The sequence below is a fragment of the Oscillatoria salina IIICB1 genome (assembly GCF_020144665.1).
Classification (GTDB): Bacteria; Cyanobacteriota; Cyanobacteriia; order Cyanobacteriales; family SIO1D9; genus IIICB1.
Window position 1 is genome coordinate 1 of record NZ_JAAHBQ010000074.1, and the last position, 26,501, is coordinate 26,501.

25 protein-coding genes and 1 pseudogene are annotated in these 26,501 nt (G+C 40.7%); 13 read left to right on the forward strand and 13 right to left on the reverse strand.

Annotated elements, in window-relative coordinates:
• The 4 genes and pseudogenes from G3T18_RS19460 to G3T18_RS19475 all read left to right on the forward strand — a co-directional run.
• Positions 1–665: pseudogene (locus G3T18_RS19460) on the forward strand (hypothetical protein); the annotation flags it as partial.
• Between the two features lie 450 nt (positions 666–1,115).
• Complete coding sequence (locus G3T18_RS19465) at positions 1,116–1,310, forward strand: hypothetical protein (RefSeq protein WP_224412250.1); 195 nt, start codon at positions 1,116–1,118, stop codon at positions 1,308–1,310.
• 177 nt (positions 1,311–1,487) lie between these two features.
• The gene (locus G3T18_RS19470; RefSeq protein ID WP_224412251.1) at positions 1,488–1,937 is read left to right on the forward strand and encodes a helix-turn-helix domain-containing protein; all 450 of its coding nucleotides are present in this window, start codon (positions 1,488–1,490) and stop codon (positions 1,935–1,937) included.
• Positions 1,938–2,048: 111 nt separating this feature from the next.
• Positions 2,049–2,633: a PIN domain-containing protein gene (locus G3T18_RS19475; RefSeq protein WP_224412252.1), complete on the forward strand. Its 585-nt coding sequence runs from the start codon at positions 2,049–2,051 to the stop codon at positions 2,631–2,633.
• A gap of 11 nt (positions 2,634–2,644) precedes the next feature.
• Here the strand turns inward: G3T18_RS19475 and G3T18_RS19480 are convergent, their stop codons facing one another.
• The 5 genes from G3T18_RS19480 to G3T18_RS19500 form a co-directional block, all read right to left on the reverse strand.
• Complete coding sequence (locus tag G3T18_RS19480; protein WP_224412253.1) at positions 2,645–4,018, reverse strand: GTP-binding protein; 1,374 nt, start codon at positions 4,016–4,018, stop codon at positions 2,645–2,647.
• An 85-nt stretch (positions 4,019–4,103) separates the two neighbouring features.
• The gene (locus tag G3T18_RS19485) at positions 4,104–4,274 is read right to left on the reverse strand and encodes a hypothetical protein (RefSeq protein WP_224412254.1); all 171 of its coding nucleotides are present in this window, start codon (positions 4,272–4,274) and stop codon (positions 4,104–4,106) included.
• Between the two features lie 170 nt (positions 4,275–4,444).
• On the reverse strand, positions 4,445–4,825 hold the full coding sequence (locus tag G3T18_RS19490; protein WP_224412255.1) for a hypothetical protein: 381 nt from the start codon (positions 4,823–4,825) through the stop codon (positions 4,445–4,447).
• The gene (locus G3T18_RS19495; protein WP_224412256.1) at positions 4,822–5,127 is read right to left on the reverse strand and encodes a hypothetical protein; all 306 of its coding nucleotides are present in this window, start codon (positions 5,125–5,127) and stop codon (positions 4,822–4,824) included. The genes G3T18_RS19490 and G3T18_RS19495 overlap by 4 nt, the downstream gene beginning before the upstream one ends.
• A 96-nt stretch (positions 5,128–5,223) precedes the next feature.
• A complete protein-coding gene (locus G3T18_RS19500; RefSeq protein WP_224412257.1) occupies positions 5,224–6,663 on the reverse strand; it encodes a slr1306 family protein in 1,440 nt (479 codons plus the stop codon).
• Positions 6,664–6,985: 322 nt separating this feature from the next.
• Here G3T18_RS19500 and G3T18_RS19505 point away from each other — a divergent pair, with 322 nt between their 5' ends.
• Positions 6,986–8,524 (forward strand): glycosyltransferase family 39 protein, encoded by a 1,539-nt coding sequence (locus G3T18_RS19505; protein WP_224412258.1) that lies wholly within the window; start codon positions 6,986–6,988, stop codon positions 8,522–8,524.
• A gap of 60 nt (positions 8,525–8,584) precedes the next feature.
• Here G3T18_RS19505 and G3T18_RS19510 read toward each other — a convergent pair whose 3' ends face one another.
• The gene (locus G3T18_RS19510) at positions 8,585–10,861 is read right to left on the reverse strand and encodes a glycosyltransferase family 2 protein (protein WP_224412259.1); all 2,277 of its coding nucleotides are present in this window, start codon (positions 10,859–10,861) and stop codon (positions 8,585–8,587) included.
• Between the two features lie 229 nt (positions 10,862–11,090).
• Here G3T18_RS19510 and G3T18_RS19515 point away from each other — a divergent pair, with 229 nt between their 5' ends.
• Both G3T18_RS19515 and G3T18_RS19520 read left to right on the forward strand, forming a co-directional pair.
• A complete protein-coding gene (locus tag G3T18_RS19515) occupies positions 11,091–11,564 on the forward strand; it encodes a DM13 domain-containing protein (RefSeq protein ID WP_224412260.1) in 474 nt (157 codons plus the stop codon).
• A 76-nt stretch (positions 11,565–11,640) separates the two neighbouring features.
• Positions 11,641–12,300 (forward strand): DUF4079 domain-containing protein, encoded by a 660-nt coding sequence (locus G3T18_RS19520; RefSeq protein WP_224412261.1) that lies wholly within the window; start codon positions 11,641–11,643, stop codon positions 12,298–12,300.
• 25 nt (positions 12,301–12,325) lie between these two features.
• Here the strand turns inward: G3T18_RS19520 and G3T18_RS19525 are convergent, their stop codons facing one another.
• The 5 genes from G3T18_RS19525 to G3T18_RS19545 all read right to left on the reverse strand — a co-directional run bounded on the left by G3T18_RS19525 (position 12,326) and on the right by G3T18_RS19545 (position 17,060).
• Positions 12,326–14,056, reverse strand: a complete 1,731-nt coding sequence (locus G3T18_RS19525) for a sensor histidine kinase (protein WP_224412262.1) — start codon at positions 14,054–14,056, stop codon at positions 12,326–12,328.
• Positions 14,057–14,163: 107 nt separating this feature from the next.
• The gene (coaBC, locus tag G3T18_RS19530; protein ID WP_224412263.1) at positions 14,164–15,387 is read right to left on the reverse strand and encodes a bifunctional phosphopantothenoylcysteine decarboxylase/phosphopantothenate--cysteine ligase CoaBC; all 1,224 of its coding nucleotides are present in this window, start codon (positions 15,385–15,387) and stop codon (positions 14,164–14,166) included.
• The gene (isiD, locus tag G3T18_RS19535) at positions 15,388–15,600 is read right to left on the reverse strand and encodes a protein IsiD (protein WP_224412264.1); all 213 of its coding nucleotides are present in this window, start codon (positions 15,598–15,600) and stop codon (positions 15,388–15,390) included. It abuts the gene before it with no gap.
• 191 nt (positions 15,601–15,791) lie between these two features.
• On the reverse strand, positions 15,792–16,412 hold the full coding sequence (locus G3T18_RS19540; protein WP_224412265.1) for an alpha/beta hydrolase: 621 nt from the start codon (positions 16,410–16,412) through the stop codon (positions 15,792–15,794).
• Between the two features lie 21 nt (positions 16,413–16,433).
• Positions 16,434–17,060: a Crp/Fnr family transcriptional regulator gene (locus G3T18_RS19545; protein ID WP_224412266.1), complete on the reverse strand. Its 627-nt coding sequence runs from the start codon at positions 17,058–17,060 to the stop codon at positions 16,434–16,436.
• Between the two features lie 369 nt (positions 17,061–17,429).
• On the opposite strand from G3T18_RS19545, the gene G3T18_RS19550 reads away from it, so the two are divergent.
• On the forward strand, positions 17,430–19,142 hold the full coding sequence (locus G3T18_RS19550; protein ID WP_224412267.1) for a bifunctional diguanylate cyclase/phosphodiesterase: 1,713 nt from the start codon (positions 17,430–17,432) through the stop codon (positions 19,140–19,142).
• Positions 19,143–19,148: 6 nt separating this feature from the next.
• Here G3T18_RS19550 and fghA read toward each other — a convergent pair whose 3' ends face one another.
• The gene (fghA, locus tag G3T18_RS19555) at positions 19,149–20,012 is read right to left on the reverse strand and encodes an S-formylglutathione hydrolase (protein ID WP_224412268.1); all 864 of its coding nucleotides are present in this window, start codon (positions 20,010–20,012) and stop codon (positions 19,149–19,151) included.
• 184 nt (positions 20,013–20,196) lie between these two features.
• Positions 20,197–21,306 (reverse strand): S-(hydroxymethyl)glutathione dehydrogenase/class III alcohol dehydrogenase, encoded by a 1,110-nt coding sequence (locus tag G3T18_RS19560; RefSeq protein WP_224412269.1) that lies wholly within the window; start codon positions 21,304–21,306, stop codon positions 20,197–20,199.
• Between the two features lie 299 nt (positions 21,307–21,605).
• On the opposite strand from G3T18_RS19560, the gene G3T18_RS25605 reads away from it, so the two are divergent.
• From G3T18_RS25605 to G3T18_RS19580, 5 genes are all read left to right on the forward strand, one after another.
• The gene (locus G3T18_RS25605; RefSeq protein WP_263480505.1) at positions 21,606–21,734 is read left to right on the forward strand and encodes a hypothetical protein; all 129 of its coding nucleotides are present in this window, start codon (positions 21,606–21,608) and stop codon (positions 21,732–21,734) included.
• Between the two features lie 275 nt (positions 21,735–22,009).
• Complete coding sequence (locus G3T18_RS19565; RefSeq protein ID WP_224412270.1) at positions 22,010–23,011, forward strand: pentapeptide repeat-containing protein; 1,002 nt, start codon at positions 22,010–22,012, stop codon at positions 23,009–23,011.
• 139 nt (positions 23,012–23,150) lie between these two features.
• Complete coding sequence (gene speD, locus G3T18_RS19570; RefSeq protein WP_224412271.1) at positions 23,151–23,552, forward strand: adenosylmethionine decarboxylase; 402 nt, start codon at positions 23,151–23,153, stop codon at positions 23,550–23,552.
• 589 nt (positions 23,553–24,141) lie between these two features.
• Entirely contained in the window at positions 24,142–24,432 is a 291-nt protein-coding gene (locus tag G3T18_RS19575) for a DUF6464 family protein (protein ID WP_224412272.1), read from the forward strand.
• A 359-nt stretch (positions 24,433–24,791) separates the two neighbouring features.
• A partial coding sequence (locus G3T18_RS19580) for a chemotaxis protein CheB (RefSeq protein WP_318014012.1) occupies positions 24,792–26,501 on the forward strand: 1,710 nt, incomplete at its 3' end.

A 26,501-nucleotide genomic window follows, 5' to 3' on the forward strand; every position in this document is an offset into this window, starting at 1 on the left:
AAGCAGAGATGGTTTATCAGATTGCTTGTGCTTATGGTTTGGATTTAGACGATCCTGCCAGAAAAGGTGAGGTGGCGGCAATTTTTAGCTTGGCTTTTGGTGGGGGACAAGCGGTAAAAGTTGGCGGTAGTTATGCTGCGCGGGCTGGTTTTCTAGGGATTTTGCGGAATATTCCTTTTGCTGGGGCGGCGATTGGCAGTAGTACGAATGCGGCGATGACTTATGCTTTGGGATATGCGGCTTGTCGTTTCTATGAGTCGCAAATTAATCCTTTGACTTCTGAGGAGACTTTGGCGGCTTCGGAAGCTGAGAGTGAGGTGTATTTGCAGGAGGCGATCGCGCAAGAGGTCGTTATGGATACTATTTTAGTTCACTTGCTCTTGGCGGCTAATCCTGAGCAAAGTTTAGCGGATTTGTTGCCAGATTTGGAAAAACTCAATCTTGCTCCCGCTTCGGTGGAATATCTGGCGAGTTTAGAGCAACTTCCGCCTTTAGAAACCCTACTGGATCGAATTAACGAAGATTTTGCGGCTCCTTTACTGGTTAAATGTAATCAAGTTGCGTTGAGCGATCGCCAAATTACTCCGGCTGAGGCTGAAGCGATCGCGAAAATTACTGACAAGTTTGATTTCGAGATCGCTCCTCTCCCAGCAGAAGTCAGTTAGCAGCGATCGCTTTACCAGTTTTCTATTACGCGATCGGATTGGCGAGCGGGCGATCGCTGGCAACTATAGCAGTAAACAGTAAACAGTGAACAGTAAACAGTGATGAGAGCCTATGCTAGCAAGGTTTTCCGAAAATGAGGATGTCCTAACTAATTCGTTCTCTGCTATAACTCGTATAAATACTCAAATAAAAGCTTAATTCCTGTAGGTGAGTTTTGGCTAGCTCCAAATCACCTACTTTTTTTAGCAAAATTATCCTGAATTGCTGGCTTTTCTTCCGTAATTTTTCCTAAGTATTATTCTCGTTTTTCCCTTTTTTAAAGGTAATTTATCCTGGTTTTCTCAGGAAAACAGTTAATTTTAAAGACTTGGTGAAGAGGATCAAAAAATCCTGACATCTGCCTCTTGAAACAGAGTAAAAATATAAATATAACTACCAATAAAAGTCTTATGGAAAAACTATTCTCACTGCGTTTAACTACTGCGGTTACGGCAACTGTTTTAGTTCTTTTGGTAAAAGTTCCCTCAGCCAATCAGAGTGTTAATTTAAGTAAAAATTTGCATCAGGAGATAAAAATTATGGTAGCAAGTAACCTGAGTGATTGGAAATTATTCGAGTTTCAGCCAAAGAAGCGCGGAAACTAAACATTTAATTGGTGCATCTACATGAAATTAATAAAAATATTTTTCTCTTCAAGGGCTGGGTATCATACTCAGCCCTTGTTGTTCTATAAATAAATAACTAATAGCGAGTAAGCTAAGATCCTACCACTACCAGATTAAATCGCTTATAGTTAAAATAGAGCTACCAGATAAGTTCTTATGAATAAGCAAAAAATACTTCTAGAGCCAATTTTACCAGCTACTAAACAAGAGATTCAGCAATTAATTCTTGGACTTTTAACACCTGAAGAAGGTGTAAGCTTAAAAATAGGTAACGAAAAAGTTTATCTTCCCCCGTCACTATGCGAACTATTGATTCAAGCTGCTGAGATTATGGCAGACGGAAAAGCGGTATCATTATTGCCAGTAAGTCAGACATTAAGCATAGAAGAAGCTGCTAATTTTCTGAATGTATCAAAATCATTTTTAGATAAATTGCTTGAAGAGGGAAAAATTCCCTACAGTAAGATGGGGGTAAAAAAGCAAATTAATTTGTCAGATTTAATGGCATATAAAAAGCAACGAGATGCCCAACGTCGGGAACTGATGATTGAATTAGCTCAATTTAGCCAAGAAGAGGAACTGCATGAGAAAAATATCAATAGTTGAAATTCTCGATTGTTCTCCTTTGGTATTCAACATCAGGGAAACACTTCACCTAGATTTACAAGATTTCTTCAGAGATGCTGGTTGAAATAATTTTAGTAAAGAATAAAATCAATGATTTTAGCATCTAGAAAGCTAGTTCCCAATCCTGTAGTTTTGGATTCTTGTGTTATATTTCCACTATATTTACGTGATACTTTGTTTCGTGCTGCGGAAGTAGGTTTGTATCAGGCTATGTGGTCAGAAGAAATTCTTGACGGTGCAACTCGTAATCTTGTTAATCAGGGAAGAATGACAATTGAGAAAGCGGCGCGTTTCAAGGCGGTACTCAAGGAAGCTTTCCCAGAGGCGATCGCTGAAGTACCAGATGATTTAATTGTACAGATGACTAACGATCCTCGCGACCGCCATGTGGTTGCTACGGCGGTGGTGACAGATGCTAAAATTATTGTTACTTTTAATTTAAAAGACTTTCCGGTGGATGCTCTTGCACCTTGGGGAATTCAAGCTTTGCATCCTGATGTTTTTCTCAACCGTCTTTATGAAGACGCACCGGAAATCGTCGCTGATTTGATTCAACAGCAAGCTGAAGATTTGCAAAATCCACCGCTAACTATCGAGGATTTACTTACTAGGTTGAAGCTACAAGTACCAGTTTTTGCTGACAAAATGAAATGTTATTTTCAAGATTTTAACTAAAAAATAATTTATTAACTTAATTGTTGTCCGATTTCTTGACGCAAACGATAGAGAATTGTATTCGGTTCGACTTGAGAAAGAATCTCTTGAATAACAGTAGAAGGTCCCATTGGTCCCCAAGTACAACCTCTTTCTAAATATTCTTGAGCGACTTTACCGACAACATAAGCACCATAACCAGAAATACCACCTTGAGCGATCGCAGTGCTAGCGTAAGTGGCGATCGCTTCGGGACTACCTAAACTACTTACCGCAGCCGCACCAGTTTTGCCAATTCCTAAGAGAAAGCTAGTACCGATTTCACTGATTAAGGTACTACCCGCACTCCAAATAATCTTTTTCCACAGTTTACCTGCTTCGTAGCTGGTAATCGGTAAACCATACAATCGGGCTAAAGAGCGAATTAAGAATAAATCTGCGACAGTTCCTCCGAGAATATCGAAAATAGCGATCGGATTTGCCGCAACAGCTACGGCTTTATACTTGGTATACTTCCAAATCAGCTTTTCCGCTTCTTCTTGGCGCATTTCCAAGGTTTTGCGGGCAATATTCGCCTCAGCCTCCTTAGCTAAAAATAACGCATTCAGAGCGAGTAGCGATCGCCCTTCTCGATTTAATACTTTTAATATTTTTGCTCTTAAATCGTCGATTTGCGGTGGCGGACTTTCCCACTCTTCGCCAACAGTACCATCTTGCCATTCTACCCGCACCCGTCGCTGTGGCGGTTCGGCGGAAACCATGACAATTTCTTCCGGGGATAAAACCTCATCCAGTCGTTTCTCCGCTTCCCTACCAGTCCCCAACAATCTTAACTGTTGATAAATCTCCTCGCGGTCTTTATCTGGATACAGGTCAACTTTATTAAACACCAACAGCAACGGTTTCTGACTTTGACGCAATTCACACAAAGCCTCATATTCCGTCCGAGTAATGTCCCCAGCGACAATAAATAAGATTAAATCAGCTTGACGGGCGACTTCCCTTGCCATTCTCGCCCTTTCTTCCCCATGCACTTCATCTAAGCCAGGAGTATCGATTAATTCTACCAATACTTTACCTCCAGGCGGTTGCCAGCGCACCGACTTGGGCCACTTCGTCACGCCGTGTAAAGGTCCGGTTTGCAGCAATTTTTGTCCTAATAAAGCGTTGAGAACCGAAGATTTCCCGCGACTAACTAAACCAAAAGCGGCGATAAAAATCGTTTTATCATCTAACTTATCCGCAGCCGCTTTCAAAGCTTGTAAATCACTGCGGACTGCGGCTTGTAGTTCCACGTCTGGGGGATAATTCCAGTGACGACGAAAGCTTGTATACCAGGATAGCGCCTGCTGGATACTCGCACGCGCTAAGTTAAAGTGAGTTTCTTGGGGTGTTGATTGGCTCAAGGTTAGCTCAAAATCGACAGTCTACACCTATAATCGCAAATTTGCGCGTCTTTCGTGGGTGGAATTCCCTACCGTTGTTTTCTGGTTAGGAAATCTTGCTTTCAGTTTGGCTAATTTTTGCTCGAAATTCTAAGATTGCGTCTAAAGGATCGTTTTTGACCACATATTCTGCTAATAACGCCAAATCTAGATTAGGTAATAACTCGCTTTGGGAGGTTTGTTCGTATTCTTCGCCTCGCAGACAATAAATTGTCAAGAGATTATTTTGCCAAAACCAAACTTCTCTAATTCCTATGAATTTCTCTGAATTACTAACTTTTTGAGTTCAATGCGGTTTGTAAAAGTTTGTTTCACCTCAGCCCGCGTAGGCGGGCTTTTTTCTTGTAGCCCCACCCTTCGAGAGTGAGGGCTAATCTTCTATTGAAGTCATCTAATTTCTTCTTTATTTGACTTTCTTTTTGACTGCAAAAATTTTTCCTGGTTATAAAGTGCAAGGTTATTCCAAAACAAGTCTTCGACAAAAAAGATAATCAAACAATAGTCTGGTATCTGAGGATATTCTAACCACGCAACTTGGATAATGCCGTCAAAGGACTTTTGCACTTGTTTGAGTTGCTTTTCGATTTCTTGAAGTCCTTGACATAAAAGAGAAATTTCTACCCATTTACCTGCTTCCGTTGAGAATAACTTTTCTAGAAAAGGAAGATTACACTCAAATTCTACTAAATCTGCTGTTAAACAAGAAAGTTCGTCTTCAATATCTAAATTTTCTTGGGGTTTATCCGAGTAAATAAAATTTGTTTTCATCTAAATAAATCCTGAAATATTTCAAATTCTTCTTCTGTTACTATACGTCTTTCACCTCGTCTAAGCTTAATTTGATGTGCTTTTTGAGTACGGTTAATTGTTGTGACTAATTCTCCATCTGGTTCAAAAATGTGTTCTCGCCCTTTTTTACTGCGAAGTACATATCTGCCATCTGATTGCAAAAAAATATCACTTTGTTTGGCGATTTGAGCATCGTTAAATGTAGGAATAACTCGTCTTCCTTCGCTTCTCCTTTCTTCAGAATGCTTGCTTCTTTTTGGACTAATTATTAAACACCTCATCTAGATATAGCAAACATTAAATGGTGTTAGGTACGTTTTTCTGTTTAAATTAAAGATAAATATTCCTTACCAATTCAAACGCACCCAATTCCAAATTTAAGCAATTTTTTCTTCGGATTTCGCGGCTTTTAAATGTCCAATTGCCTTACTTACAAAGCCTTGCAAGAATGCTTGGCGCTGATTCTCTTGGAAAACTTTTTGAATTTTTCCTTTCAATCTTTCGAGATTAAAACCTTCACCTGATGCCGCACTAATTTCTTGTTCTTGGAAATATTCAATTAAGCTTAATCCGGCGATTCTAGTTAAATAAGCCGCACTCACACCTTGAACTGCACCACCTGCAAAATAGGTAACAGCGTGAGATTTTAACAGGCTACCAATGCTTTGAGTTGTTAACTCGACTATCCCCAATTGTACCATCAATTTGCCAATAGTTGCGGCGGCAGTTTTTGCTTGGTCGAGGGAGAATTTTTGCTTGTAAATTACGCCTAAATCAACTAACATTTGTCCGTTAACTGCGGCGGCGGCTACTAAATCTAAAGCGGCGACGGGATTAGCAAAAGCGGCGGCTGCGGCAATCCATTGATATTGTTCGATAATGGGGAGGGCGCGCGATCGCCTAACTTCGTTTAAAATTTGTTTGGCTTGTTTCTGCAATTCTCTGGCTTCGCGCCAAGTAGTTCCCCAAATTAACTCTTGACTTTCTGTCTTAATTATGCTACGCAAATGAGTCTGAAGATCGCCGAGATTAGGTGATTGGGGTTCCATATATTCTGCCACGGAACCGTCTTCTTGATGTTTGCGGACTTTTTCGGGTGCGGGTGCGGCGGAAATTCCAATTACGTCTTCTGGGCTAATAATTTCTTTGACTCGATAACGCAATTGTTGCAAAATTAAAGCTTGTTCTTCGGGTACATAAAAATCTTGTTTATTAAAGATTAATAGCACTCTTTGTTTAGCAGTGCGAAGCTGTTGTAAGATTTGATATTCTGATTCAGTTAAATCACCCGTAGTTACGAATAAAACTAAGTCACAAGCGAGAGATTTTTTCGTAACATTACTTTCGCTGTCAGTAATTGCATTAATTGCTGCTGTTTCAATTAACTTAACTTTTTCGGTGATTTCACCTGCTGGTAAAAGTTGGTAGAGAGTCGTTTTTCCGACACTCTTACCACCAGTAATTGCTAATTGTAAATCCTGACGTTTGGATAAATTTGGTAATTGAGCAAGTTGTTGTTTTAAATTAGAAGTATCGATATTTGGCGCTTCTTTTTCCAGATAATCAATCGTAGCCGACGCAGACGCGATCGCCTCTGCTACAATTTGCTTATCCACTGGTAACTGTTGGGAGAGAAGGAGATTTTGCGGGGACTTTTGTTGCAACAACCAAAAAACTCCACCCGTAGCGATCGCGCCTAAAAATCCTAATTCACCCACATCGATCGCCGCATGGTGTAAACTCGACCATAGCCACAGTGTCACCGACAAACCCATACCACCGACTAAAATTGGCTTCTGCCATAATTTTTCTGTCATTTTTCTCCCCGCCTGAGCATTTCTACTTCTATGCTACGCCTTACTGTGCCTCGTGGGAATACAGCGATCCCGACTAGCTAAAAGTTTAACTTAACTATGGTAACGTTCGGCGCGATCGCTAAGATAGTTTTTCTTCAACCTCCTCTGAGTTGCAGAGAATTTCTCCAACTGAAATTCCTTAGTTATGTTACAAAGTTATTAATTACCAAATTCATCTTAACTCCCAAAGAAATATCCTCTACATTTCGTTGAGAAAATTTCACACTTTGGCTAACACCTAACTTTCTTCAGCGAACAAATAAAAATTTTTACTATTACTATAATGAAACCCAAACTTAAATTTCGTTGGTTGATTTTGTTCGTTTTACTCCTCGGTATATTTTTTCGTTTTCTCAATCTCGATGGTAAACTGTACTGGCACGATGAAGTACATACATCTTTACGAATTAACGGCTACAATTCCCAGGAAGTAATTGTAGAAGTTTTCACTGGCGAAGTTACTACTATCGATAACTTATTAAAGTTTCAGCTTCCCAGTTCCGAAAAAACTCTTAGTGACACTATCTCAGCCTTGCTCACCCATCCCGAACATCCGCCATTATACTATTTATTAGCTCATTTTTGGGTACAATTATTTGGCGGTTCGGTAGCTGTCACCAGAAGTTTATCAGCAATAATTAGTTTACTAGCATTTCCTTGTTTGTATTGGTTATGCCGCGAATTATTTAATTCCCAGTTAATTGCTTGGATAGCCATAATTCTATTTGCTGTTTCTCCAGTTCACGTTCTCTACGCCCAAGAAGCCCGAGAATATAGTCTCTGGACAGTAACTATTTTACTCACAAGTGCGACACTTTTACGAGCAAAGCGAAAAAAAAGTTTAGCTGCTTGGTTAGTTTATAGTCTCAGTTTAACAACTGGCTTTTATACATCTTTACTTTCCGCATTTGTTGCCCTCGCCCACGGCATTTACTTAATTATAATTGAACGCTGGCACTGGACAAAAAATTTAGTTTACTATTTCCTCTCCTCAATATTAAGTTTAGTTCTTTTTACCCCGTGGCTAATCGTAATTTTCAACAATTACAGTAAAATGCAAACTCAAACTAACTGGGCAAAAGTTCGGGAACCTTTTTGGGTTTTGTGGAGTAGTTGGGAACTCAGTTTAAGTTCAGTTTTTATCGATATTCATCCGGAAGTAAACTTTTGGCTGATTCCCCGATTTGCGCTATTTTTACTATTAGCTGTCGGCTACTCAGTTTATTTTCCTTCTCGTCGTCGGCAAACCCAAAATCAATGGCTGTTTATTTTAACGTTAATTTGCGCCAACAGTTTAGCAATTATTTTACCAGATTTACTTTTTGGGGAACGACTCTCTACTGGTACTCGTTACTTTATCCCTGCTTATATGGGTATACAAATAGCTGTTGCTTATCTGCTTGCTGATGCTAAATTTCTCTCGCGCAAAATTTGGACAGTCATAGTTTCCTTACTACTTGCTGCGGGAATTATCTCCTGTGGAATAAGTTCCCAAGCAGATACTTGGTGGAATAAAATTTCTAGCTATCATAATGCAGAAATTGCCCAAATTATCAATCAAAGTTCTCGTCCCCTTTTAGTTAGCGATGCTTTTGATATTAATCTAGGTAATATTATTTCTCTCACTCATCTTCTTGAGAACAAAGTGCGATTGCAATTGATGGTTAAACCCAAGTTCAAATCGATTTCGAGTAATTTTGAGAATGTATTTGTGTTTAATCCCTCACCAACTTTAAAAGCAGCAATCGAAAAGCAGGATAATTTGCATTTAGAACTGGTTTATAATTCCGGTTATCCTTTGTGGAAGGCGATTAAATTGTAGATTGTGGATTTGATATTTTTGGGGCTGATAAAAATCCACAATCTATTTTTTGGTTTAGCTTCACATTTGGGCTACCTCTACGGCTTTTTTCTCAGATTTGCTAGCGAAAACTAGGCGCGGCATTAGTAAAGCTTTAATTATCAACCAAAGAGAGTGTAATTCACCAGGGGCTTCGCGGCGCAACCATTGTCCTGGACGACAATAAAGCATTTTTATTAATTGGCGTTCTTCGCTTAAATTCGGCTTTTTGAACTGAATTTCGAGGCAAGTCTTTCTGGTAGAGTTATCGACTTTTTTGACTCTACCAGTGAGAAGTAATTTATCTTCAACAAACCAAAAATTAACTGGTAAATCTGTCCAATCTATTTCCTTTTCTCTTATTCCTAATAAAGCCACTTCTGCTCCCGACTCAGAAACTTTATTGGTGACGCCAAAGACAAGGCGATCGCCAATTTTCAACTCTACTTTTCGCTGCAAATTAAACCATTGATCGAGATCGGGTTGGGGTGCATCAAGCATAGTAAGTAAAGTCACAGCGAGGATTAAAAGGTTATAGCAACTCCAGATTAAAACCAAGATTGAACCATTAGCTAATCCTTGAGATGGAGTTAGGGCGGGAAACAATTCACAGCTAATTAAACAGTTACCGAAATTACGCCAAAGACCGATAATTGTGCCAATTAAAATAATAATTAACGGAGCAGCCAAAAACCAGTTAAAATGGTAGCGATCGCTAGAAATTCCTTTCGCCGTAACTCGAAATTTAGTAGAGAAAGGACTGAGTAAAGTTTGCACAATTTCTACAGCGATGGGAAAGCATAAAGCTACTGAATAAACATCAGAAATTAATGCCGAGCGCGAACGTTTACTTAACCAAGAATGTACCGAAGTTTGCAGCAAATAACTAGGTAAAAAGAAGTATAACCAAGCTTCTAATGTGGCTCGAACTGGAATTACGCCAAAAAATGGATAAGCTAATGGTAAAATCAAAAAACAAATGCGGGCAATAGTCCCAAACCAAAGCAACAATCCTTCTAAATGTGCTAGTCTTTGTCGCCAAGTCAAACCAGGAATAGTTAAGGGGTTAGCGCTAATAAAAAATGCTTGCATTGTTCCTCGTCCCCAACGCAATCTTTGGGCGGTGTGTTCGGCAATACTATCAGCAGCTAAACCGGCACTTAATTGTTCGTCTAAATAAATGACTTGATATCCTTTTGCTGATAACTTAATTCCGGTAAAATAATCTTCGCTTAAAGATTCAGTGACAAAACCTCTTACTTCTAAAAGATGGCTACGTCTGACTAAAAAAGAGCTACCATAACAAAGGACACTGTCGGCACCATCGCGAATTGGTTGGTTGCGTCGAGAAAATTCTTCGGGGTCGTGATTGAGAATATTTTCTAATCCTAAGTTGCGGGCGATTGGGTCAAAGTTGTAAAATTCTTGATGGGTTTGTACCAAGGCAATTTGCGATTTTTGGAAGAAGCCAACCGTGCGAGTAAGAAAGTTGGTTGTGGGAACAAAATCGGCATCGAAAACAACAATTAACTCGCCTGTGGTTTGGGAAATTGCGTGATTTAAGTTACCCGCTTTGGCATGACGATTATCCGGTCTGGTAAGATATTCACAGCCTAATTCTTGGGCTAGCTGTCGCATTGATTGGCGCTTTCCGTCGTCGAGTAAATAAATTTTCTTATTGCTATATTCAATTGCTTGACAACCGATAATTGTTCGTCTGACAATAAACTCAGCTTCGTTATAAGTAGGAATTAAAATATCCACTGAAGGTGTATAATTTCCCTCAATTACGGCAACTGACATTCGCTCTGCTTCTCGATGCCGAACCTTGGTTCCTAATGATAAAAATATTTGGATACTACTAGCAAAAATTATCAAAAATTCGAGGCAAAATAATGTTAAACTAAAGACGCCATCTAGAGGAGTAGCTAAATTCAAAGTTGCCAGACTGCGCCATAACAGATAGCGAATAGTTAAAGCTAGTAAAATCGATACTACTATTATTTGCGACCACCGACGTTGCTGAGGCGAAATTTTCATTACTACCTGGGCAATTAAGAACAAAATAAGCGTCGGTAAAAACAAGTAAAATGGATGAGTAAAATCTGGTACTTCTACCCAAAAAGGTGGATTTTGCTGCCAAAAATGTAACTGGGCAAAAATACTACTAACGGTAGATGCACCCAAAAACCAAGAAATGGCGATCGCGCCAACCATTGCTAATATTCCCAGCATTACCCCAGTCGCTAGTCGCAACCGCAAAATTTTTCTTAACAAACGACGTTTACCTTTGAGTTTGCGAATTCCGGATAAAGACATTTGATTTTCCCTAGTTCGATAAGTAGTTTTTCTTAATTTTAATATTCCCTAAAATTTATTGTTTTTTCAAAAAAGTGAGATTTCACCTAATTTAGTCTGAGATTTCGATGAGAAAAACCTCTGAATTGGAATTAAATATTTTCTCAGACAATTCTCAGGATAATTTCAGCCAGAAAACTTATCTTAGAGATAGAAAGATTTGATAACCAAATTGAGGATACCCGCTACTATGAAGTTTACTTACTTATTTATACTCGCAGCAGTTGCTCTTTTTAGCTTTGGTTGCACCAAAGAAACATCAGATACGTCTTCTAACCCTAACACTGTAACTGAGACAGACTCGACTGTTATCGCCGAAAACCAACAAACTTCGCAAAACAGTAACTCTGGAAGCTTTATTAACGGAGAAAAAACTACTCAAGGTACGGTACGTTTTGTTACAGAAAACGGACAAAATTACCTAGAATTTGACGACAGTTTCCAAACCGGAGAAGGTCCAGATGTATTTGTTCTTTTACATCGCGAAGGTAAGCCGGAAAGCTATCAGGAAGCAGATTATGTCAATTTGGGAGAGATAGAAAACTTTAGCGGTTCTCAGCGCTATGCTATTCCTAATGAGGTTAATCCTGCGGATTTTCGTTCTGTGGTCATTTGGTGTCGTCAGTTTAATGCTACCTTTGGTTATGCACCTCTGGGGACGTAATTGTGGCTACCCTTTCTAGTTACTGATGATGGTAATTAGAAGTTATCAACTTTACCAACTTTTGACTAAAAAAGAGATGAGTTTAAAAGATTGGCTGACTTTAATTCATCCAGCGATCGCCATTATCTTAGTTTACCCTCTTCTGGGGATCGCTGTTAATTTCGCTTGGCAAACTCGCCAGCGACGCTTGCAAACGACCGCCGGGAAAAGTAAAATTCCCCCGGTAGTCGGACGAGAACATTTGCAAATTGGAAAATGGCTTTCCGGTATAGTTGTGCTAGTTACTTTACTGGGGCTAGCTTATCCGTTAATTTACAAAAATATCCTCGAAAAACAGCTTTTTCGTAACCAACCGGGACAATTCATTTTTATCTTGCTGATGTTTGCGGCAACTATTGCTAGTTTAGTCTTACTTTACCGAGGTAGACAGAAAACTTGGCGTGGGATTTTTGCTACTTTAACAGGTATGGGTTTGGTGGTTCTCGGTTCTCAAGAAGGGGTTTGGCGCTTAACTTCTCATTGGTATTGGTCGCATTTTTATTATGGCATAACTGCATCGATGTTGATGATTTTTTCCCTAGCTACAGTTGAAGATATTTATCGAGATAAATCGAATCGCTGGCGCTATCTCCATACAATTTTAAATTGTTTTGCAGTTTTGCTTTTTCTGGGACAAGGTATTACTGGAGTCCGAGATTTATTTGAGATTGGTTTGTGGACTCAACCACCAGCTTAGTTAAAATCACTACCAATTACAAAAATCAAACAGTTGCTTGAAGTACTGCTGGCTTTTCAATTACTTGATGGGTAATGGGTAGGACGACAATAAAGTCGGTTCCTACTCCTACTTCCGATTGACAAATAAGTTGACCTTGATGTTTTTCTGCGACGATTTGACGACTAATTGCTAAACCTAAACCAGTACCTACACCTACAGGTTTGGTAGTAAAAAAGTTATTAAATATTTTGACTTGATTTTGTCGGGAAATGCCGCAGCCGTTGTCCGTGATGTGGATAGCTACTCTTTCTAGGTCGAAACTTTTGGTAGTAATAATAATTTGTTTTGATTTTTGCTGATTTTCTTCGAGGGCATCGAGGGCATTAACTAAGAGATTGGTGAATACTTGATAAAGGGAACTTGTATAACCTTCAATTTTGGGAATATCGCCATAGTTACGGACAATTTTGACATCTTTTTTGATCCGGTTGTTCAGAATTAAAAGCGTACTATCGAGACAAGCGTGAATATCTACGAAATGAGGTTCGGCTTCGTCGAGACGAGAAAAGTTTTTCAAACTAAGGACAATTTGGCGTACTCGTTCGGAACCAATTTTCATTGAGTTTAATAGTTTGGGTAAGTCTACTGCTAAGAACTCTAAGTCAATTTCTTCAGATTTTTTTTGGACGCTAAGAGAAGGTTGAGAAGTTTCGTTTTGGTAGGTATGAATTAGGTCAAAAAGATCGTCGATGTATTCGCTAGCATGAATTAAGTTACCATAAATAAAGTTAACTGGGTTATTGATTTCGTGAGCAATTCCAGCTACCATGCGTCCTAAACTCGACATTTTTTCGCTTTGCAATAGTTGTTGTTCGGAGGTGGCTTTTTGTTCTAGTAAAAGTTGCTTGACTCGTTGGATTAACTGATTTAAAGAAGTTGCTAAAATGCCAATTTCGTCTTGGGTGGTAACGGGTATTTGAAGGTCAAAATTAGATTCTTTGGTGGCTTTTTGGGCTACTTCAGTTACCCTTTTTAAAGGATTGGCGATCGCGCGAGTGGTAAAAATCGCTAAAATGGTGGCGATCGCGATCGATGACAAGATACTTATCCCGATAATCGCCAGCCGCAGCTTATCTACCGCTTTTAGTTCGGATTCGGCAGCTAGATTCTCTTGATAGGAAATTGCTACTAAGTCGGTTAATTCGTTGGAGATGGCATCAAATTTTTGGGCTAAGTCGATGTTGGTAAATTTTAGTAATAATTCTTGCGCGGCGGCAATTTCGGCGGGTGAGTCTAAGTTATCAATATCGATCTGTTTTAGCACTTGATGTAATTGCTGGAAATATGCAGCTAACTTTGCTTCGTTATTTTCGATAAAAAGCGGCATCATTTCCTGATGTAACGGATCGTTATGTTTTTCTGTTGTTACAAATTCTCTGACTTCTGCCCAGGTTTGCTTGGTGATTGCTTCATATTCAATAAAATGGGCGTACTCATGCCGAAATTCTTCTGGTTGTGAAATTAAAGGAATCAACTGTTGTTGGTGGGTTCTGGCTTGTAAAATGCTCGTTTGCAGGCGATGAAGTAATTCAATTTCTGCTTGGGCGTGTCTGCGTTTTTCCCAAGCTTGATGCTGGTAGCGATCGCCAATTACTATACCTATTGTTGTCCCGCCGATGGCAATTCCTAGAGCTATACCATATCCAATACTAATTTTTTGACCTACTTTAAAAGAATTTAACAAATTTGTTAACTTTGAATTAACTTTTTTCATCTGTGTTGACTATAACTGTTACTTCTCTTCCTAACATAGTTTTCCCTTTTCTTCTTGAAAATAAAGAGAAAATTATTGGCTAATTTATAAATTTTCTGTAAAGAATCTCAACTGTAAGTAGCGATTTCTCGAATAAAGTCAAATAAGTAATGAGCGAGTTGCAATTTACTACAAGGTTCGATTTGTTGTTGTCTGCCGTGGCGATCGATTAAAATTGCTTGGTTGGTATCGCTAGCAAAACCGGCATTGACTCGATCCACTGGATTAGCGGCGATCGCGTCTAACTTTTTTTTCTTTAATTTTTCTAAAGCTGGCTTGACAATATCTCCTGTCTGTGCAGCGAAGCCAATTAAAAGTTGCGATTCCTGCTTTAACTTTCCTAATTGAGCGACAATATCCGCTACTGGTGCTAAAGGTAAACTGTCGGGAAGTTCTTTTTTCGGTAATTTAACAGTTGAATAATTAGCTGGTTTCACATCAGCAACCGCAGCCGACATAATCGTAACATCGGCAGCAGGAAAATTAGCTAACATTGCTTGTTGCATCTCTTCAGCCGTAACTATAGGAATGCGACGTAAATTAGTTACAGAAGCGAGTAAAGAAGTATCCATTGGTGCATGAACAAAAGTCACCGACGCACCTCGATAAATTGCCGCTTGGGCTAAAGCTAAACCCATTTTACCTGTAGAAGGATTGCCGAGAAAGCGCACGGGATCGAGATATTCTCTGGTTCCCCCAGCACTAATTAAAATCTGCTTACCAGCCAAATCGCGCTTACCTTGAGTGTAGAGAAGAGACTGTAAAGCCAGAAATATTTCTGCTGGTTCTGCCATTCTACCAGCACCGACGCGATCGCAAGCCAACAAACCACTTCCCGGACCGATAAAGTAATAGCGAGAATCTTGCTGTAATTGTTGCCAATTTCTTTGCACCGATAGTTGCTCCCACATCTGAGTATTCATTGCAGGTGCAAGCAAAATTGGACATCCAGAAGCCAAAACCGTATTAGTTAGTAAATTATCAGCCAAACCAGAAGCTAATTTCCCCATTGTATTTGCCGTCAAAGGAGCAATTAGCAAAATATCCGCCCATTCTCCTAAGTTTATATGTAGGGGACGTTGGTGAATTGGCTGCCAAAAATCTTCATCTGTATAGGCACGATGACGAGAAAGAGTGCTAACAGTTAAAGGAGTAATAAATTGCGTCGCCGCTTGGGTAAGAATTACGCGAACTTCTGCACCAGCCTTAAACAGATCCGAGATAATCGAACAAACCTTATAGGCGGCAATTCCGCCGCCTATAGCGATAACTATGCGCTTACCAGAGAGCATTTACGACTCATCATAAGCTTCAATATCGAGCAAATGACAATAAGCCTCTGCTAATTCTGGGCGTTGAAAGGCGATCGCGCGTAGCAAATGCCAATCATCCAAAGCTGCAAAAGGATTAGTATAATCATCCCGTTCCAAACGGGCAGCTAACTCAGCCACATCAGCAGCCGTATAAGCAGAAATATCCTGCTTGGACATAGTTAAACTAGCCATAACCGCACCTCCCTCTAGCCGACGTAATTCTAGACCCCTCTATATACTAACTCGATCGATCGCCAAAATTAGCCACCGCTCGGACAAAATTTTGCTGAATTTTTGACTCTGTTTGTAATCTGGTAATTGCTTTCTCGGGACACAAGGCTTTCCCTCCGTACTTTTTCGGGAATTTTCCTTTAATTCGCCGCCTAAATTAACAACAAATTTGACTTAAGAAAACTGTGAATTAAAGTTAATACTTCTGGGCGAATTTCGTGACCCATATCAAACTCGCGATAATCTAACGTTACATCTAACTCAGTCAATTGAGCTCGAATTTGATGGGCAGCGCTTAAAGGAACAACTTGGTCTTGGCGACCGTGTACGATTAAAATAGGTCGAGGAGTTACTGGCTTTTGTAGGGGACTGTGTAAATAACCGCTAAAACTACACATCGCCGCCAAAGGTAAACTCATTCCTACATCTAAAGTCATCGCCCCACCTTGAGAAAAACCTGCCAAAACTGTTTTCGACAAAGGTATCCCCGTAGAACTTGCTAAAGATTGTAACCAATCGGTTAATACTGCTCGGCTTTCACTTAAACCTGTAAAATTCCTATCTTCCAAGTTATACCATTGCCTGCCTTCCGGCACGAGATCGTGAGGAAAAGTAGCATTGGGGAAAACAAACTGATAATCGCAAAGATCGAGAAAAGGTACTAAAGAAGCCAAATCTTGGGAATTAGCACCCCAACCATGTAAAACCACAAATAAACCTTGGGGTTGGTTTCCCGACTTAGGGGGAAACGAAATTGCGTCTAGAGACTTCAAAATTACTCCTTAATCGGTGAATCAATGAGCCAGACTTTCCCAGCGATCGCCAGTTAAGATTATATGGCGATCGCTGTCGATCGTAATATAACCCCGACGTTGAAAATCACCTAGCAGTCTCGTCACCGTCACCCTTGTCGTCGAGATCGCATTAGCAATATTTTGATGAGTTAAGCGTACTTCCAGACGCACACCTTCAGCTAAAGGTTGACCGAGTTCTTGCTTCAACAATAATAGTAGCTGCTGCAACCGTTCCTCAACTCGGCGTTGTCCCGCGATCGCTAACATTGCTTCGGTTTGGATCGTTCGCCGACTTAAACTATTTACCATCACTTGGGCTAAATTCGGCGAACTTTCAATCTCTGGCTGCGAAAACCAGCGAATATAAACATCAGACAAAGCCTTCGCGCGATAACTTTGCAAACAAGTCAACCATAGCCCAAAATATGTCGTCGGCTGCGCCCAACCTAAGACAACTTCTTCCCCACCAGGATTAATCGTACTTAACTGAACCACACCTCGATAAACTTGCCAAACTCCCTCTGGGAGCAAAGGGATCTCATCTCCACGATGATAAAAATGTAGTCGTCGTCCTTCGTGGTATTTTTCTGAGTCAACTTCCGGGGTTGGATTTGCAGTCAAAGCCATGAGTAGCAAGTCTTCCAGCGTATCATTAGGGCAGCTACGAATAACTTTACACCCACTAGGTAAAATCAAGGTAATGACCAGATTAAGCCCTCGAGCGACGAACCAATATTAACTTAGGAAACAGCGATCGGTTACAACTGAGCAATTAAAAGTTATCATTGAATTGAACAGTGAAAGCCTCAATTTAGCGGTTAATAATTGAGGCAAGTTAACAGCTTCTACTAGATTGAAAACCAACTTGTAAAAAGCATTTTGACGAAAGGATGACGCGATGATATCTCCTTGACGATCGCTATGCCTATTCAAGTTAATCACATTACTACCCTAGTGCTCGAATCAATAGACCAGAACTAAGCAGACTAAACAAATATGAGCCGAACAAGTCAAGCCAAATCCCAACCTCATAAACTAAGAGTCTATTCTTTTTTGGCATATTGCAAGCGTCCGAAAAGCTACTTAGGGAAAATTATGTTAGTAGCGTTTTTAGGTACGCATATTCCCCTACTAGCACTTTTCTTTTATGCCATTAGTGCAACCGATCTCAGTAACGATCTCAAAATTCGTATTCTCATTGTCGCGTTAATCGCTACGCTTGTGGGGACAGCGATTACTCTTTTGGCATTGCAAAGACTACTTTTTCCCATCACGCTAGTTGCCAAAACTTTGCGTCAATATTTAGAGAAAAACCAAATCTTCCAACTGCCCACAAAATTTACCGATGAAGCAGGTATTTTAATGGCAGATACTCTCTATACTATTACTAAACTTGATGAATTGATTCGGCAGTTAAAAAACTACGATCCCCTCACCTCGCTGCCAAACCGAATGTTATTTCAAACTCGACTGCAAAAAGCATTCCTCGAAGCCCAGCAGTCACAAAAAACTTTAGCACTTATGTTTCTTAATTTAGATGGTTTTGCTAACATTAATGCTAGCTTAGGATCTGAACAGGGAGACAGCTTACTGCGTCAGGTAGCTCAACGTCTCAACAGTTCTGTGCGTGAGATTGACTTGATTTCCCGAATTGGCGGTGATGAATTTGCAGTGATTCATCCTCAGATTGAGTCAATTGAAGATTTAACTGTTTATGCTCAACAAATTCTTAACTCTCTTTCTTCACAACTTAACCTCAACGGTCATAATCTTTATATCAGTGCTAGTATGGGGATCGCAGTTAATTCTGAGGAAAATAGTAATCCTAAAGAACTGATAACTCAAGCAGATGTTGCTCTGCGTTTAGCTAAACAACAGGGACGGAATACTTGCCGCTTTTATTCTGCCCAAATGAATGAAAAAATGCGTCGCCGTTTCCAACTAGAACGAGATTTGCACTCTGCTTTGGAAGATAATGAGTTAGAACTTTTTTATCAGCCGCAAATTGATGTTTTGAGTGGCAAAATTATTGGTGCTGAGGCGTTATTACGTTGGCGACATCCTCAACACGGCTTTGTTTCTCCTGGAGAATTTATTCCCATTGCTGAAGCCAGTGGGCTAATTTTACCAATTGGCGATTGGATCTTGCATACCGCTTGCACCCAAAATCAAACTTGGCGATCGCAGGGTTATCCTGAGTTATGTGTTGCAGTCAATCTTTCTGCAAAACAGTTTCAGCAACGGAATTTGAGCGATCTAGTAGCTAATGCTTTGTCAGCTACAGGTTTACAATCTCATCAATTAGAATTGGAAATTACCGAAAGCTTATTGATGGAGGATGTACAAAAGGCGATCGCTACTCTCGAAAATTTACACGAACTAGGATTGATGTTGGCTTTGGATGACTTTGGTACAGGCTACTCTTCTCTCAGTTATCTCAAACGCTTTCCGATTGATTTTCTCAAAATTGACCGCTCTTTTGTCAGAGGAATTCCTAGCGATCGCAATGATGTTGCTATTACTCGTTCGGTGATTGCTCTAGCCCAAAGTCTGCAAATGCACGTCATTGCTGAAGGTGTAGAAAACCAAGCCCAAGTTGATTATCTCACAAACCAAGGTTGCGATCGGCTACAAGGTTATTATTTTAGCCGTCCTATCCCAGCCAATGATTTTGCTCAATTATTAGCCAAAAATCTCGATCGAGCTTGATTTTTCCTAATTTTTCTCCTCACACAAAAACTCACTATGATGCTGAAAATGATCTGCCATAAAAGTCGCAATAAAGAAATAACTATGGTCGTAATCTTCCTGATAGCGCAACTTTAGCGGTTGTCCTACTTCTTGACAAGCTTCGGCAAACACATCCGGCAACAATTGACCTCGAGCGAGAAAATTATCTTTAGTACCCTGATCGATTAAAATCAAACGATTATAATTAGCTTTTTTTACCAATTCGCTAGCATCATAATTTCGCCAACTCTCCCGATTTTTACCTAAATAATTACTAAAAGCTTTTTCGCCCCAAGGACATCTCATCGGCGCAGCAATTGGCGCAAAAGCCGAAACACTCACATATTTTTCCGGATTTTTCAAAGCACAAATCAACGCCCCATGTCCTCCCATCGAATGCCCAAAAATTCCTTGTTTCTCTGGAATCACGGGAAAATTTGTGGCAATTAAATTAGGTAATTCTTCGACCACATAACTATACATTTGATAGTGATTGTGCCAAGGATTTTCCGTTGCATCAACATAAAAACCAGCGCCCGTTCCCAAATCCCAATCTTCATCTTCTCCTAAGATTCCCGTATCGCGAGGACTCGTATCGGGAGCAACTAACATTATCCCATATTCCGCCGCATATTTTTGCGCCCCGGCTTTGACTGTAAAATTTTCTTCAGTACAAGTTAACCCAGAAAGATAATACAACACCGGAACTGTTTTTATTTCGGCTTGAGGTGGCAGAAAAACAGCAAAATTCATTTCACTGTTACAGCATTCCGACTGATGGCTATAGTAAGCAACTTTACCGCCAAAACAACGAGTTTCACTTTTTAGTTTGAGAGAATTAGAAATCATCTCAGTTCACAGTTATCAGTTATCAGTTATCAGTTTATCCTACTTGGCTCTTTTTATCTTGTCTTTAGCTGAAAAATGAGGTTCGTAGTTAGGGCTTGAGCCCGAAACCATTTTAACCACAGATGGACACAGATAAACACCGATAAATAGTTTTCGTTTGGCGGAATTTATCGGTGCAACAAAGTTAAAATGTAATCACGCTCCGAATTGATTCTCCTTTGTGCATTAAATCAAAGGCATCGTTGATTTTTTCTAAGGGCATAACGTGGGTAATTAAATCATCAACATTTAACTTACCTTCCATGTACCAATCAACAATTTTGGGGACATCGGTACGCCCTCTTGCACCGCCGAATGCGCTTCCTTTCCAGACTCTTCCGGTAACTAATTGAAAGGGACGAGTGCGTATTTCTTCGCCTGCACCCGCAACGCCAATAATTGTACAAACTCCCCAACCTTTGTGACAGCATTCTAAGGCTTGACGCATGACATTTACATTGCCAATACATTCAAAACTATAGTCAGCGCCGCCTTTGGTTAAATCGACTAAATAAGGAACTAAATCTCCTTCTACTTCTTGGGGATTAACAAAGTGAGTCATGCCGAATTTTTCGGCGAGAAAACGTTTTTCTGGATTGATATCTACGCCGACAATTATATCAGCGCCGACCATTTTTGCGGCTTGAATAACGTTTAAGCCTACGCCACCTAAACCAAATACTACTACTTTTGCACCTGGTTCTACTTTGGCGGTATAAATAACAGCGCCAACTCCTGTGGTAACGCCGCAACCGATATAACAAACTTTGTCGAAAGGTGCGTCTTCGCGAATTTTGGCGATCGCTATTTCGGGTAATACGGTATAGTTAGCAAAGGTCGAGGTTCCCATGTAGTGATGGATCTTTTCACCGTTGAGGGAAAAACGACTTGTGCCGTCGGGCATTAAGCCTTTTCCTTGAGTTGTCCGAATTGCTTGACAAAGATTGGTTTTCATGCTAAGGCAATATTCGCACTGACGGCATTCGGGAGTGTAGAGAGGGATGACGCGATCGCCCGGTTTAACGCTTTTCACATCCTTACCGACTTCAACTACTAAACCAGCGCCTTCGTGTCCGAGAATGGCAGGAAACAAGCCTTCAGGGTCTTTTCCAGAGAGGGTATAAGCGTCGGTGTGACAGACTCCGGTTGCCTTAATTTCCACCATGACTTCGTTTGCTTGAGGTGGTTCTAGCTGCACTGTTTCGATGCTTAAAGGTTTTCCCGGCTCAAATGCGACTGCGGCTTTAACATCCATTTCTTGATTCCTTCAATCTTTACCAGAGGAATTTTATAGCACTTGGGGTTGAGTGTGTTGCGATCGCCAACGAAGAAAGAGTATCTTTGAGTTAGTCGTAGCTTTTTCCCTGGGGTGAGCTTGCATCAGTTCTGCTGTCCTGGGAAAATATACTCAGCAAATTTCCCTCTGAGGAAAACCTTGACTATTGTTCGTAGTTGTGCTAAAGCAATAGATAAGAATTAACTTCAGGGGGCAAAAACCAAGAATTTAATTATTAATTTTCACAAGCACCAAGTTATTAACAATAACCTAAATTTATGACACCGAGCCGAGACTTGGGAGAAGCAGGCAAATCCTTCCCGACGATCGCCACAAAAGATTTTTCAATTTTAATGCCTAGACCTGGTTGGCAAAAGATCCTGGGTCTGATGTTTGCCGATACTTAGCGTTAGGAACAACTAAACCGAAGGACAACTGCTTCAGCTTGGTGTCAGTGGTGCCACTGTTAGAGTTTTTTACTCAAGTAAAGAAAAAAAGGCAAGATCCCTATTACTAAGAGTGCGATCGGTACTTAATCATAATCGATTGAGCTTGAGAGGCAGCAACCCAAACTTTGGCGATCGCGAATCAAAATTGCCTTACTCGTCTCAACAACTAACAATTAACAAACACTAAAGAGAGCCTGGACATCCGTAATGGGAAAAAAAATCCAGCAATTTTTATGAATACAAGTCAGCTTTTAATTGCGAGCGATCTTTTGGATAGATATACAGAAGGAGAACGAAATTTTCAAGGAGCCAACCTAGTAAAAGCTAATTTGAGCCGAGTGAATTTAAATCGAGCTAATCTCAGTGGAGCCTTGCTCAAGAAAGCGAATTTAACTGAAATTAAGCTGATTAGAGCGAATCTCAGTAATGTAGATTTGACCAAAGCTAATTTAGCTAAAGCCAAACTTGTAGACACCAATTTCTCGAAATCTCGCTTGATGCAAGCAATTTTAATCGGCGCAGATTTGAGCGGCGCAATCTTGAGCGCAGCGAATCTTTCAGGAGCAGATTTAAGCGACGCTTGTTTGATTAGCAGTAGTTTAATTAACGCTGAGTTATTATCAGGAACTAAACTAAGATCGGCTAATCTCACGGGGGCAACTCTTTCCAGGGCTAATCTGACAGAAGCTGACTTCAGCCAAGCCACGCTTACGAGAGCTATTCTTACCCAAGCTGAGTTAAGCGCAGCATCCTTCAAAGAAGCAATTCTGATTGGCGCTTATTTAAGTCGGGCTAACTTAAGCAAAGCGAACTTAAGCGGAGCAGATTTAACCGAAGCCGACTTACGTTATGCGAATTTAGCCGGAGCAAATCTGAAAGGAACAAACTTAGAAGGAGCAGACTTGAGCGAAGCAAATTTAACCGGGGCTAACCTCAGTAAAGCGAACTTACAAGGAGCAGAACTAAGTAAAGCAAACTTACAAAGAGCGAAACTCACTCATGCTAATCTTTCCGGGACAAATTTGCTCAAAGCCAACTTATGTCAAGCCAATCTTGCCAAAGCCAACTTGTTTCAAGCAGGTTTATTACTTGCTTGTTTAAAACAGGCAAATTTAAATAAAGCTAATCTTAAGGGCGCAAACTTAATTGGGGCTAACCTACAGGGAGCAAATCTCGTTACCGCTTATCGGGAAGAAGCAATTATGCCCAACGGGAGCAAATGCGAAGAAAATTAGCAATCTTTACCCTTAAGTTAACTGAATCAATCCCAATCAATCCCAGCAAAAAAAAATCATAGTAGCTATTGAGGAGACTTTGCGCCTATGCTATAACTAGATACTTTGGAACATAATTAGGTGGAGTAAATCGAGAAGAATGAAAAAAGTGGGTACCCATCTGGTCGTGGACGCTTGGCAAGCGCCTGGAGAATTGCTCAACGACCCCGAGCGAATTCGCCGTGCCTTGATCGACGCGATCGCTGCTGGAGAGGCAACACTTATAGATTTGTGCGTACACCAGTTTAGTCCCCACGGAGTAACGGCAACGGCAACTTTAGCAGAGTCTCACATCGCAATTCATACTTGGCCCGAATATGGTTATTTTGCTGCGGATTTGTTCTTCTGCGGTCAAGGGCAGCCCAAGGAAGCCATGAAGCTTTTACAAACTGCTCTGCAAGCAAAGAAAATGGAAATGAGAGAAATCGATCGCGGTTTTCCGGCTTCAGCAATACCTACAGAGCAGTTGTTAGAAAATTCAGTTTATGAGGATGTGGCTTAGTTTATGCTCTGGTGAAGAAAATCGAAAGATAGAAGTGTGGGGGAAAACTGAGAGTGGTTTTCCCTTTACTGTTGAAAAAAAGAAGTTTGACGCTCCCCTGCCTAAAGGCGCGGGGATTCTTGGTTCAACGACACTCCTTACAACTAAAAGGAATCAGTCTCGCCGATTCGACCCCTCCCTTGACAAATTAACAAAAAAGCAATTTTATCAAGAGCGGCAATTAGTTCCAGTGGGATATATCTCCCCAAGCGTAAATTCTCGTGCGCCCCACGATACTCGAAAAAGCAAATTTCTTAACCACTGGTTTTCGGTACTCTGTCGAGTCCGGTGCGTTTTTTAAGAGGTTGTTCGCGCCTCATGTACTGGTATCGCTTTACGTCGTCAACTTAAGACAGTACCGACGAATCCTGTCTGTACCAGGCTACTTTCTTAGAATAGCATCAAAGCCGTCCTATAAGGACGGGGCTTGAAACCCATTATTCTTGGTCAATTTTGCCTATGGGAAATTTCCCACAGCTTTTCGATCCGTGACTACAATTGATCTAGTTGCCTTATTTTCTCCTTCGATCGCGTCAGTACCAGATCAATCGTGTTTGAAATAATTTTAATTTTTATTTTTGCCCTTATGCCTTTGTTAATTTCTCTGTTGCTACTGAGAAAAGCTAAACAGAGATGGCAAGCAAGACTCCGGCAAATGAGAAATTTTCGTCAGAGACAGACTATTGCTTCTCCGTCGAGAGAAGGATCTCGCTTTGAGATTGGTAATTATTTTATCGGCGATCTTACCTGTCGTTATAATGCGCGATCGCCTCACGTTCGCTGTGCTGTTAATCCTGATGGTCCTTGTGAGGGTTGTCGCCATTATGAAGCTAGAGATTAAGCTTTTTCGTCGCTCTTAATTTAACTTTTAGCTTTAACCAATCATCAGAATCGAGCGGTAAAAATTCGGCTGCAAAATTACCAAACCGAGCGAAATATTTACCCAAAATTTTAATTTTCTACTTGCATTAAATCTTGAAAAAGCTTGGCTATTTTTCGCCCAAAATTAATTTGACGATGTCAAGATAATGAAATATTTTTGGGGCTAATTCTGTCGCCAGCCCGATTTGGGGGTCACCACGATCGGGTAAGGTATTGTAAAACGTACTCCTATAGTTACACAAGATTGAACCAAGACAAATGCTGGATAATTCACTAACTCTAGTGAAAAATTCCTGTCTCAGCAAAAATTAACTAAACATGGTAAATTCACCAACTAATTCAAATTACTTCTTTATTGTTGGTATTGGCGCTTCTGCGGGCGGAATCGAGGCACTAAAACGCTTTTTTGGCAATCTCCCTAACGATCCGAATGCTGCTTTTGTAGTAATGCAGCATTTGTCTCCGAATCATAAAAGCATGATGACACAAATTCTGCAAAGAGAGACTTCCTTGCCTGTGGCTGCCATTGAAGACGAGGTACTGGTTGAACCGGGTAATGTCTACGTCTTACCGCCTGCGAAAAATGTCATGCTTCAAGAGAGACGATTGCAGTTAGAGGAACCTTCGGGTAACTTTGCGAATACGATCGATAATTTTTTCTACTCTTTAGCCACAAATTGGGGAGAAAAAACCATTGCGATTGTCTTGTCAGGGACAGGAGAAGATGGAAAAGAAGGACTAGAAGCAGTGAGTCAAGCAGGGGGAATTGCTTTGTTGCAGTCCCCGGAAACCGCTCAGTTTACCAGTATGCCAGCGAGTGCAGCGATTTCGGGTATTGCTGATGAAATTCTTTCTCCAAAAGATTTGGCGCGAACAGTATTTGATTTAATTCGCTTTGCGGATACTTACCCCACCACTTCACCCCAACAAACCAAAGCGATTGATTCATTACGACTTCAGCAAATCCTGGATATTCTAGCGGAACACGAAGATATTGACTTTTCTCATTACAAAATTAGCACTCTCTCCCGGCGGATTCGTCATCGCTGCACCCTCACCCAAAATCAGAACTTAAACAATTATATTCGCCTCTTGGAAACCTCCGAAGAAGAACAGAAATTACTTCGCCAAGACTTGCTGATTGGGGCGACTTGTTTTTTCCGCGATCGCCCCGTTTGGGAATTTCTTGAATCAGAAATCATTCCTGAATTAGTAGAGAAACTTCAGCCCCAGGAACAATTGAAAGTTTGGGTAGCTGCTTGCGCCACCGGAGAAGAAGCTTATACGATCGCGATGCTCGTTTATGAAGCAATCGAAAAGAGTAACAAATCCATTCAAGCAAAAATCTTTGCTACCGATCTCGATCAACACGCCTTAGAAATAGCCGCGCGGGGTACTTATCCCGAAGCGATCGCTAACGATGTCTCCCCCGAACGCTTAGAAAAACATTTTACCTACGATGGCAATCAATACCAAATCAAGCGATCGCTGCGAGAAATGCTCATCTTTGCTCCCCACGACTTAGTGAAAAATGCGGGCTTTGCCAAAATGAGCTTAGTCACTTGTCGCAACGTGCTGATTTATATGCAGCCCCAACTTCAGCAGCAAGTCCTTCGCTTGTTGCATTTTGCCCTTCTCCCCGAAGCAGTTTTAGTGTTGGGAAGTTCCGAAGCCTTGGGAGATTTATCCTCTGAGTTTCGATCGATTAATTCCAAATGGAAGATTTTTCGCAAACGTCGAGGTTCTTCCCTCTCAATTATCCCCATCGCTCGACAGACAATCCTTACCCCCGTCCACTCTAATCTTCGCACCAGAAGCAGACCGAATCAACTCGATCGCCTGATCGAAGAAGTCTTTAAATATTCCTTCATTCAACGCCAGATGACTTGCTTGCTGGTGAATCGAGAAAATCAACTTTTGCGCGTCTTTTACAACTCAGCGAACTTACTTCAGTTTCCCGTGGGGGAAGCAATTCTCGATATTACCGAACTGGTGCATCCTGCGCTCAAGCTACCCCTCTCCACCGCT

Bases quoted from the DNA above. Each gene is read 5' to 3' on its own strand.
- G3T18_RS19560 (WP_224412269.1), bottom strand. From the start codon at position 21,306: ATGGATGTTAAAGCCGCAGTCGCATTTGAGCCGGGAAAACCTTTAAGC.
- G3T18_RS19470 (WP_224412251.1), top strand. From the start codon at position 1,488: ATGAATAAGCAAAAAATACTTCTAGAGCCAATTTTACCAGCTACTAAA.
- G3T18_RS19545 (WP_224412266.1), bottom strand. From the start codon at position 17,060: ATGGCTTTGACTGCAAATCCAACCCCGGAAGTTGACTCAGAAAAATAC.
- speD (WP_224412271.1), top strand. From the start codon at position 23,151: ATGAAAAAAGTGGGTACCCATCTGGTCGTGGACGCTTGGCAAGCGCCT.
- G3T18_RS19550 (WP_224412267.1), top strand. From the start codon at position 17,430: ATGAGCCGAACAAGTCAAGCCAAATCCCAACCTCATAAACTAAGAGTC.
- isiD (WP_224412264.1), bottom strand. From the start codon at position 15,600: ATGGCTAGTTTAACTATGTCCAAGCAGGATATTTCTGCTTATACGGCT.
- G3T18_RS19565 (WP_224412270.1), top strand. From the start codon at position 22,010: ATGAATACAAGTCAGCTTTTAATTGCGAGCGATCTTTTGGATAGATAT.
- G3T18_RS25605 (WP_263480505.1), top strand. From the start codon at position 21,606: ATGACACCGAGCCGAGACTTGGGAGAAGCAGGCAAATCCTTCCCGACG.
- G3T18_RS19500 (WP_224412257.1), bottom strand. From the start codon at position 6,663: ATGACAGAAAAATTATGGCAGAAGCCAATTTTAGTCGGTGGTATGGGT.
- G3T18_RS19465 (WP_224412250.1), top strand. From the start codon at position 1,116: ATGGAAAAACTATTCTCACTGCGTTTAACTACTGCGGTTACGGCAACT.
- coaBC (WP_224412263.1), bottom strand. From the start codon at position 15,387: ATGCTCTCTGGTAAGCGCATAGTTATCGCTATAGGCGGCGGAATTGCC.
- G3T18_RS19490 (WP_224412255.1), bottom strand. From the start codon at position 4,825: ATGAAAACAAATTTTATTTACTCGGATAAACCCCAAGAAAATTTAGAT.
- G3T18_RS19495 (WP_224412256.1), bottom strand. From the start codon at position 5,127: ATGAGGTGTTTAATAATTAGTCCAAAAAGAAGCAAGCATTCTGAAGAA.
- G3T18_RS19475 (WP_224412252.1), top strand. From the start codon at position 2,049: ATGATTTTAGCATCTAGAAAGCTAGTTCCCAATCCTGTAGTTTTGGAT.
- G3T18_RS19520 (WP_224412261.1), top strand. From the start codon at position 11,641: ATGAGTTTAAAAGATTGGCTGACTTTAATTCATCCAGCGATCGCCATT.
- G3T18_RS19510 (WP_224412259.1), bottom strand. From the start codon at position 10,861: ATGTCTTTATCCGGAATTCGCAAACTCAAAGGTAAACGTCGTTTGTTA.
- G3T18_RS19525 (WP_224412262.1), bottom strand. From the start codon at position 14,056: ATGAAAAAAGTTAATTCAAAGTTAACAAATTTGTTAAATTCTTTTAAA.
- G3T18_RS19505 (WP_224412258.1), top strand. From the start codon at position 6,986: ATGAAACCCAAACTTAAATTTCGTTGGTTGATTTTGTTCGTTTTACTC.
- G3T18_RS19515 (WP_224412260.1), top strand. From the start codon at position 11,091: ATGAAGTTTACTTACTTATTTATACTCGCAGCAGTTGCTCTTTTTAGC.
- fghA (WP_224412268.1), bottom strand. From the start codon at position 20,012: ATGATTTCTAATTCTCTCAAACTAAAAAGTGAAACTCGTTGTTTTGGC.